The sequence below is a fragment of the Parasedimentitalea huanghaiensis genome, from assembly GCF_009753675.1.
Taxonomy (GTDB): Bacteria; Pseudomonadota; Alphaproteobacteria; order Rhodobacterales; family Rhodobacteraceae; genus Parasedimentitalea; species Parasedimentitalea huanghaiensis.
In genome coordinates this window covers 1-1,738 of sequence record NZ_WQLV01000034.1, presented here as the reverse complement: position 1 = coordinate 1,738, position 1,738 = coordinate 1, and the positions used below count along the sequence as shown (strand labels likewise).

Here is a 1,738-nt window from a genome sequence, read left to right as displayed (position 1 = left end):
GTACAGCGAGAAATTTGACATGACGATGCTTAGCAATCTGGCGCCGGTTCCAGAGTTATTTGTTTCTTACGAGTCTGCCCAGAAACTGAAAGTCGAAGCAGGCACGCTAAAAAGCCACGATCTGACCCCGCGCCAGATCTGTGATCTTGAACTCTTGATGAACGGTGGTTTCAACCCGCTCAAAGGCTTCTTGTCGGAAGAGGATTACAATGGCGTGGTGGATAACATGCGCCTGTCGGATGGCCAGCTGTGGCCAATGCCGATCACGCTAGATGTTTCCGAAGACTTTGCCGCCTCTTTGGAAGAAGGCGAAGACATTGCGCTGCGCGATCAGGAAGGCGTTATTCTTGCCACCATGACCGTCACCGACAACTGGCAGCCCAATAAGGCCCGCGAGGCTGAAAAGGTGTTTGGCGCCGACGATGACGCCCACCCGGCCGTGAATTACCTGCACAATCAGGCGGGCAAGATCTATCTTGGCGGCCCGGTCATTGGCATTCAACAGCCCGTGCATTATGATTTCCGCGCCCGTCGCGACACCCCTAACGAATTGCGCGCCTACTTCCGCAAATTGGGCTGGCGCAAAGTTGTGGCCTTCCAAACCCGCAATCCACTGCACCGCGCCCACCAGGAACTGACCTTTCGCGCCGCCCGCGAAGCCCAGGCAAACCTGTTGATCCACCCGATTGTCGGCATGACCAAGCCGGGCGACGTCGATCACTTTACCCGCGTGCGCTGTTACGAAGCCGTGCTGGACAAATACGCGGCCTCGACCACCACCATGAGCCTGCTGAACCTGGCGATGCGGATGGCTGGCCCGCGTGAAGCTGTCTGGCACGGTTTGATCCGCGCCAACCACGGGTGCACCCACTTCATCGTAGGCCGCGACCATGCTGGCCCCGGTAAAAACTCGGCAGGTGAAGATTTCTATGGCCCCTATGACGCCCAGGATCTGTACCGCGAATTCCAGTCCGAAATTGGCTGTGAAATGGTCGACTTCAAGCACATGGTCTATGTGCAGGAACGCGCCCAGTATGAACCCAATGATGAGATCAAAGATCGTGATGATGTCACCATCCTGAACATTTCCGGCACCGAGTTGCGCCGCCGCCTGTCTGAAGGTCTGGAAATCCCCGAGTGGTTCTCCTTCCCTGAAGTTGTCAGCGAGCTGCGCAAGACCAAGCCAGCCCGGTCAAAGCAGGGCTTCACCGTGTTCTTCACCGGGTTCTCCGGGTCGGGAAAATCCACCATCGCCAACGCGCTGATGGTAAAGCTGATGGAAATGGGCGGCCGCCCAGTGACGCTGCTGGACGGTGACATTGTGCGTAAAAACCTGTCATCGGAACTGGGGTTCAGCAAAGAACACCGCGACCTGAACATCCGCCGCATCGGCTATGTTGCCTCTGAGATCACCAAGAACGGCGGCATCGCCATCTGCGCGCCCATCGCGCCTTATGCCACCACCCGCCGCGCCGTGCGTGAAGACGTTGAAGACTTTGGTGCCTTTGTCGAGGTCCACGTTGCGACCTCACTCGAAGAGTGTGAGCGCCGCGACCGCAAGGGGCTGTACAAGCTGGCCCGGGAAGGCAAAATCAAGGAGTTCACAGGCATTTCGGATCCCTACGATGTCCCAGTCGATCCGGAACTGTCGGTCGAAACAGAAAACGTCGAAGTCGACAACTGCGCACATCAGGTCTTGCTGAAACTCGAAAGCATGGGACTCATCGCCGGCTGAGCG

General features: G+C 57.5%; 1 protein-coding gene. It reads left to right on the top strand.

Annotated features, from left to right (window positions below; all coding sequences use genetic code 11):
* Positions 1-19 precede the first annotated feature (19 nt).
* A complete protein-coding gene (locus tag GO984_RS23260; protein WP_157024927.1) occupies positions 20-1,735 on the top strand; it encodes a bifunctional sulfate adenylyltransferase/adenylylsulfate kinase in 1,716 nt (571 codons plus the stop codon).
* Positions 1,736-1,738: the final 3 nt, after the last annotated feature.

Bases quoted from the DNA above. Each gene is read 5' to 3' on its own strand.
- GO984_RS23260 (WP_157024927.1), top strand. From the start codon at position 20: ATGACGATGCTTAGCAATCTGGCGCCGGTTCCAGAGTTATTTGTTTCT.